The 6,150-nt window shown below is 70.3% G+C and carries 5 protein-coding genes; 1 reads left to right on the top strand and 4 read right to left on the bottom strand.

Going from position 1 to position 6,150, the window contains the following annotated elements:
• Positions 1 to 106 precede the first annotated feature (106 nt).
• Both AB0N81_RS41430 and AB0N81_RS41425 read right to left on the bottom strand, forming a co-directional pair.
• Entirely contained in the window at positions 107 to 451 is a 345-nt protein-coding gene (locus tag AB0N81_RS41430; protein WP_365368018.1) for a hypothetical protein, read from the bottom strand.
• Between the two features lie 123 nt (positions 452 to 574).
• Complete coding sequence (locus AB0N81_RS41425) at positions 575 to 2,986, bottom strand: immune inhibitor A domain-containing protein (protein WP_365368016.1); 2,412 nt, start codon at positions 2,984 to 2,986, stop codon at positions 575 to 577.
• Positions 2,987 to 3,478: 492 nt separating this feature from the next.
• On the opposite strand from AB0N81_RS41425, the gene AB0N81_RS41420 reads away from it, so the two are divergent.
• Positions 3,479 to 3,751, top strand: a complete 273-nt coding sequence (locus tag AB0N81_RS41420; RefSeq protein WP_365368014.1) for a hypothetical protein — start codon at positions 3,479 to 3,481, stop codon at positions 3,749 to 3,751.
• Here the strand turns inward: AB0N81_RS41420 and AB0N81_RS41415 are convergent.
• A complete protein-coding gene (locus AB0N81_RS41415; RefSeq protein ID WP_365368012.1) occupies positions 3,741 to 4,421 on the bottom strand; it encodes an RDD family protein in 681 nt (226 codons plus the stop codon). The genes AB0N81_RS41420 and AB0N81_RS41415 overlap by 11 nt on opposite strands.
• 85 nt (positions 4,422 to 4,506) lie before the next feature.
• Entirely contained in the window at positions 4,507 to 6,147 is a 1,641-nt protein-coding gene (locus AB0N81_RS41410; protein ID WP_365368010.1) for an RDD family protein, read from the bottom strand.
• Positions 6,148 to 6,150: the final 3 nt, after the last annotated feature.

Raw genomic sequence — 6,150 nt, 5'->3', positions numbered from 1 at the left:
CCCCGCGCCCCTGACAGCACCTTCGGCCGGGCGGCGAGGAGGACGACCCAGGGGCGCGGGGAACTGCGCGACCAGCCACAGCGGACCCGCGGACACACGAGAGCCGTCAGAACGGAATCCCGGACCCGCTGGGGCGCGGCGCGCAGCGGGTCTGCCTCCGCAAGGCGCGGATCGGGTGCCACAGCTCCGCCGCGTCGTCCGGCGCCGTGCGCCATATGAGGCCGTCCGGATGGTGCAGGACCGCCGTGACCTCGTCCGGCGTGGGAGGCTCCGCGTTACCGCGGAGGTAGACCGCCCGCAGGCCGAGGTTCCGCAGCCGTGTCAAGGCCCTCGCGCGGTTCAGGGCGTGCACGATCATCCTGACCGTGCCGCCGCCCGGCGTCGGGCTCGGCAGTGTCAGCGCCACCACCACGCTGCCGTTGGGCAGCTTGCAGAAACCACCTGCGGACATGCTCTGTCACACCCCCGTGAAACGTCGCGTCAATAAGAGAACCACAGGACGCACCTAAACACGATCGGCCGCCGCCCGCTAGGGGGCGACGGCCGATCATGGCTTGACCTGCGTAAACGCTAATTACTTCTTGGAGGGGCCCACCTGGACCGTGATCGTCGAGCCATCCTTCGGCTGCTTGATGATCTTGATCTGAGTGTTGGTGTCAGTGACCTTCACACTTCCGGTGGGGTTCTCCTTGTACCAGTAGGTGCCCTTGTGGTCGTCGAAGACCGGGACGCCCTTCTGGGACTTGATCTTCAGCGCGACGTCCGCGTTGTGGAGCGTGAACTTGTCGGTCGCGTACTTGCTGAAGGGCGCGTCGAACGGCTGGATCTTGTTGCGCAGAACCGTGCCGTCCTTCCACTTCAGCGGCTTGGCGTGGGCGTCCACCGGCAGGATCAGACCCTGGCCCGGGTGGGCGCTGGTGTTGTTGTCCTTCTGCGAGGTGTCCCACTGCCAGACCATCAGGCCGGTCTGGTACGGGTAGTGCTCGACCCAGTCGGGACGGGACTGCGAGAAGCCGAAGTTGTACGGGCCGACCTCCAGGGTCTTGTCGTACGACACGTACTGGCGGTTCTCGGCGAGGTAGTACTGGTCGTACTTCTTGGTGAAGGACTCACCGATGCGCGAGAAGCCCTTCGACGTCCAGCCGTTGTCGTCGCCCTCGGCGCCGTCCTCGAACAGCTTGGCGCCGTCCGCGGTGATGGCGAGCGCGTCGGCCGCGAAGCCCTTGCCGCCCGCGCCGCCGTCCGTGGCGTAGCGGAAGCGGATGTCGATCTTCTTGCCCGCGTAGGCGTCGAGCGGGAAGACCAGCTTCTTGTACGCGCCGGAGACACCGGTCAACGCGGGCTTGTCGCCGGCGTCACGGGTGATCGGCTTGCCGTCCGCGGTGCCGTCCACCGGCGTGTAGTTGGCGCCGCCGTCCGTCGAGACCTCGGTGTAGAGGTAGTCGTAGTTGGCCTCGATGTCCCACCAGCCGTCGAGCGAGAGCTCGGCCTTGGACTTGCCGGTCAGGTCGACCGAGCGCGTCAGGGTGTTCTTGAGGTCGTCGCCCTGGTCGCTCCACCACTGCTTGGAGCCCTCGGTGGGCTTCACGACGGTGGTGGTGACGGACTTCTTCGGCAGGTCGACGAGGAGCGCCTGGCGGTGCCGGGTGTTGTACGCGGCGACGCCCAGCTTGTGCTCGGACTCCGTCGCGGCCTTGGCCTTGGCGTAGTCGAGCCAGCCCAGCTGGAACTTGTCCCAGGCGGTCATGTCGCCCGGCATGTCGCCGATGGCGTCCTTGCCGGTGCCGAGCCACGAGCCGGCCGACATCAGCGACCAGAAGCCGACCGAGTTGTCGCCCTTGCCCGTGGTGTCGTACAGGTCCGGCAGACCGAGGTCGTGGCCGTACTCGTGGGCGAAGACGCCGAGGCCGCCGTTCTCCGGCTGCATCGTGTAGTCGCCGACCCAGATGCCGGTGTCGCCGATCTGGGTGCCGCCGCCCTTGTTGTTGCCGGGGCCGGTCTTGCCCGCGTCGTTGCCGTACGCGTACCAGCGGTGCGCCCACAGGGCGTTCTCGCCCTCGGCGCCGCCGCCGGCCGACTCGTCCTCGCCCGCGTGGACGATCTGGAAGTGGTCGATGTAACCGTCGGGCTCGTTGAAGTCGCCGTCGTTGTCGAAGTCGTAGCGGTCCCAGAGGTCGTACTTGGACAGGTCCGCCTTGATCTGCGCGTCCGTGCGGCCCCGGGCCTTCTGGTCCTTCGTCCAGGCGGTCACGCCGTCCTTGACCGCGTCCCAGACGTTGGCGCAGTTGGTGTCACCGCAGTAGTTCGAGCCGTAACGGGCCTCGTTGTAGTCGACCTTGACCCAGTCGGAGACCTCGCCGTCGACCGAGTAGCGGCCCGAGGAGGTCTTCTCGTAGTAGGTCTTCAGCGAGTGCTTGGCCTTGCCCTTGCTGTCCTTGCCCTTGCCGAAGTACAGGTCCTGGAAGTGCTTCTTGTTGTAGTCCTTCTGCCAGGCCGTGCTGTTGTCCTTCGCCCTGTCGGGCTTGGCTATCTTGTTGTGCAGCGGGCCGGGCTTGCCGCCGTACTTCTTGACCGGCTGCTCCGGGCCCTCGGGGCCGTCCGGGTCGTACATGGTCGTGTCGTCGACCTTGTTCCCGAACTCGACCAGGATCGTGAAGATCTTGTCGGTCTTCTCCCGGCCCAGCTCGACATACTTCTTGTCGTCGAGCTTGACGACCTGGGAGCCGCCGCGCCGCTGGATCTTGGCGTCACCCTCGACGACCTGCTGCAACGCGGCCTTGCGCTGCTGCGCCTGCTGCTTGCTGAACGGGCCTTCGAGGTCGTGGTCGACGTGTGCCTTGGTGCGCGACGGGTCCTGCCGGTCGACCGCGGGCGCGCCCGAGGTGCCGTCCTCGGCCGAGGCCGTCGCCGCCGAGAACGTCGCGGCGGCCGCGGCCATCGCCACGGCCACCGCGGTGGCTCTGAACGTCCGTGTTCTGACTGTCACTTGATGTTGTCCTCCCCCGCGCCCGCGCGAAAATGGCGGACCGAAATTCCCGGTCGGAGGAGGTCCGCGCGCGATGTACGCGTCACAAGTGACGACATTCGACCGGAAGTGCGGGAGAAAAGACAGACCTTGACTTGCACAGGCCAAGTGCACTATGCAGACTTCCGGCTCCGGTATCCGGACGCGGAGCACTGCTTTACGAGGAACGCCAACAGGCGCGCCGGACCGTCCACTTGATGGACGCCATGAACCCGTGCGCCCCCTGTGCTGCGGCACCGTGGGTTAGGTCATGCTTACCGCCCGTTCCCGTCGGGCATGGAGCGGAATAGAGTCAATCGACGGTGCGCTACCGCGCGAGGCGGCACATCCCAAGTCGCCGCCGTCGAGCCCCCTTTGATTCGTAAACAGCCGTTCACACATCCGCATCCGCCCCCACGGCCACAAGACGTGGGGGGATCACTGCCGAGGACGGATCACGTCATGCCGCGTCCCATGCCACGTCCGACCACCGCACAGATCACCTACGGTTCGGTGACCGTCATCTTCTCGACCCTCGCGATGCTGCTGCTCTCCCAGACCGCCTCGGGAGTCGGCGTCGCGGTGATAGCCCTGGCCGCCCTCGGCCTCGGCTTACTGGTCGCCATGACCGTCCCCCTGCCCAAACCCTCCGGAAGGCCCGCGGCACCCGTCGCGCGCTCCGTGCCGGCGGCCGCCCCCGCCGGCGACCGCGTACCGGCACAGCACGCCGCGGCGCCTAGGCGCTGACCACCACCGTCTTGGCGGCCTTGTCGTGCAGGCCCTGCTTGTAGGGCTTGTCGAAGAAGCTCCAGCCGCCACAGATCACCGTCCACACGCAGGCACAGCAGAACGCGAACGGCAGCCAGAGCACGGCCGCGCGGGCCAGCGCGGTCTGCAGGGACGGCGTGGCACCGTCGTTGAGGTTCGCGACGCGCATCCCCAGCCACTTCTTGCCCAGGGTCTGCCCGGTCCTGGAGATCATGAAGGTGTCGTACGCGATGTAGAGCACGGCGGCCACCAGGGACTGGCCGAACGACTTGCCCGTGTTCACCTCGTCCGGGTCGATGTCGTACTCCGACGTGCCGAACAGCCACGACAGCAGGCCGACGACGATGCCCACCAGAATCATGTCGATGATGCGGGCGAGCACGCGCTTGCCGCTGTCGGCGAGCGGAGGCATTCCGGCGAGGGGGTCCTGCCCGCCGTAGCCACCGGGTCCGCCGCCGTACGGGTCGCCGTCGTAGGGCGGTGGCGGGGCGCCGTACGGGGAACCGCCGCCCGCTCCCGGGGGCGGGGTGTCGTACGGAGAGCCGCCGCCCTGCGGAGGCTGCTGCGGCGGCGGTTGTTGCGGCGGCGGCTGCTTCTTGAACGGGTCGTCGTCGTCCGGTGACGGGTACCGCGGCGGTTCGGTGCTCATGGCCCGAGTCGACCGCGACGGCCCCGGCCCCGCATCCGGCGAGCGGCCGACCGGGTTACCCGGCGGCGGTCACGCCCCGGGGCACTCACCCCGCGACGAAGGTGTTCGCCGCCTTGTCGTGCCAGCACTGGCGCCACGGCCGGTCGAAGACGCACCAGAGCACGCCGACGACGCCGATCACGAGCAGACCCGGCACGCTGTACACCAGCCAGCGCTTGAGCGCCGCCCCGAACGTCGGTGCCTCGTGCTCCTCGATGTCCCTCACCTCGATGCCGCACACCTTCTTGCCGAGGGTGCGGCCCCACTTGGCGGTGGGCAGCGCCTCGTACACGACGCCGAAGAGCAGCAGGACGGCGAGGACGATGCCGAGGTAGCCGGCGGTGGTGCCGTCGAGCAGCCAGACGGTGGTCTTCTCGCCGGAGAGCTTCGCCGCGTCGATCTTGCTGTCGACGTGGTCGGCGGCCTTGGTGCCGAGCGGCAGGGCGGCGGCGCCGGTGACGACGGCGAGGACGACGCTGTCGACGAGGCGTGCCGCCAGGCGCCTGCCGAGGCCGGCGGGGCGGGCCGCGGCCTGGGCCTGCGCGACCGCGAGGAACGGGTCGGCGGCGACGGGCTTCCACGGCACGACGGGCTGTCCCTCGCCCTCGCCCTGCGGTGCGGGGGCGGGCGCGGCGCCCGCGGGGGCGGCCGGGGACTGGGCGAGCTGGTGCACCTGCTGCGCCCAGGAGGGCGAGCCGCCGCCGGGCCCGGAGGTGACGGGCGTGGGCACGCCACCCTGCTGCGGCACCGAGGGCTGGGGCTGAGGCTGGGGCTGGGGCTGGGGCTGGGGCTGGGGTTGCGCCTGGGCCGGCGGGGGTGTGGCTGTCTGCGAGGGCGTGGCCGTCTGCGGGGGTGTGGCCGTCTGCGGGGGTACTCCGCCCTGCTGCGGTACGGAGGGCGGCGTGGCGTCGCTCCGGCCGCCCTGCCGCGCGGACTTGGGCCGGATCGCGCGGATCGCCATCGTGCCGTCGGTGACGCCGGGACCCTCCGACGCGGCGGGCCGCACCGGCCCGGTCGGCCGACGGAACGTCACTGTGCCCTCGCCCGCAGGCGGCTTGGCGGCACCCGGCTTTATGGCGCGGATGGTGACCGTGCCGGGGTTGCTGTCGTCGTGCGAAGGCTCGGGGGTCCTGGCCGCCTCGGGGGTCTGCGCGGGCCGGGCGTCGCCGGGGGCCTCCGCGCGGTGCGCCGCGTCACCGGGCACGCGCGGGTCGGGCCGTTCCGGGGTCCCGCCCCAGGAGATCCGGGGCTCCTGCTCGCCGCCGAGTCCGGTCTGCCGTCCCGCGTCGGCCTGCCAGGCGGACGCGGGTTCGGGCCTGGCACCGTGCTGGTCCACCGGCGCCGCCTGCGCCTCGGACTGTCCCGCCGCGATCGCCCCCGTCGAAGGGCCCGGCTCGGACTGGCCCAACTGCGGCTCCTCGTCGAAGAAGACGGGGCCCGTCTCCTCAGCGGGCGCGGACGCGGGCGCGGACGACGCGGACGCGGGCGCGGGCGACCCGGGCGCGGGCGCCTGCGTCGTCACGCCGGGCGGCGGCGGCAGCGGCTCGCCGTCGGACGGGGCGGGACGGCTCGTTCCGGGCACCCAGGCGGCACCGTTCCAGTACCGGACATATCCGGGAATGGACGGGTCGGGGTAGTAGCCTTCGCGCGGCCGTTCGTCGCCTGGGGCCGGAGTTGGGGCGCTCATGTC

The organism is Streptomyces sp. NPDC093510 (assembly GCF_040683555.1).
Taxonomy (GTDB): domain Bacteria; phylum Actinomycetota; class Actinomycetes; order Streptomycetales; family Streptomycetaceae; genus Streptomyces.
Note: the sequence above shows the minus strand (reverse complement) of the source record. Positions and strands in the feature narration are given on the sequence as shown.

What these genes read in the sequence shown, in the direction of transcription:
- AB0N81_RS41430 (WP_365368018.1), bottom strand. Translation starts at nt 451, where the DNA reads ATGTCCGCAGGTGGTTTCTGCAAGCTGCCCAACGGCAGCGTGGTGGTG.
- AB0N81_RS41420 (WP_365368014.1), top strand. Translation starts at nt 3,479, where the DNA reads ATGCCACGTCCGACCACCGCACAGATCACCTACGGTTCGGTGACCGTC.
- AB0N81_RS41415 (WP_365368012.1), bottom strand. Translation starts at nt 4,421, where the DNA reads ATGAGCACCGAACCGCCGCGGTACCCGTCACCGGACGACGACGACCCG.
- AB0N81_RS41410 (WP_365368010.1), bottom strand. Translation starts at nt 6,147, where the DNA reads ATGAGCGCCCCAACTCCGGCCCCAGGCGACGAACGGCCGCGCGAAGGC.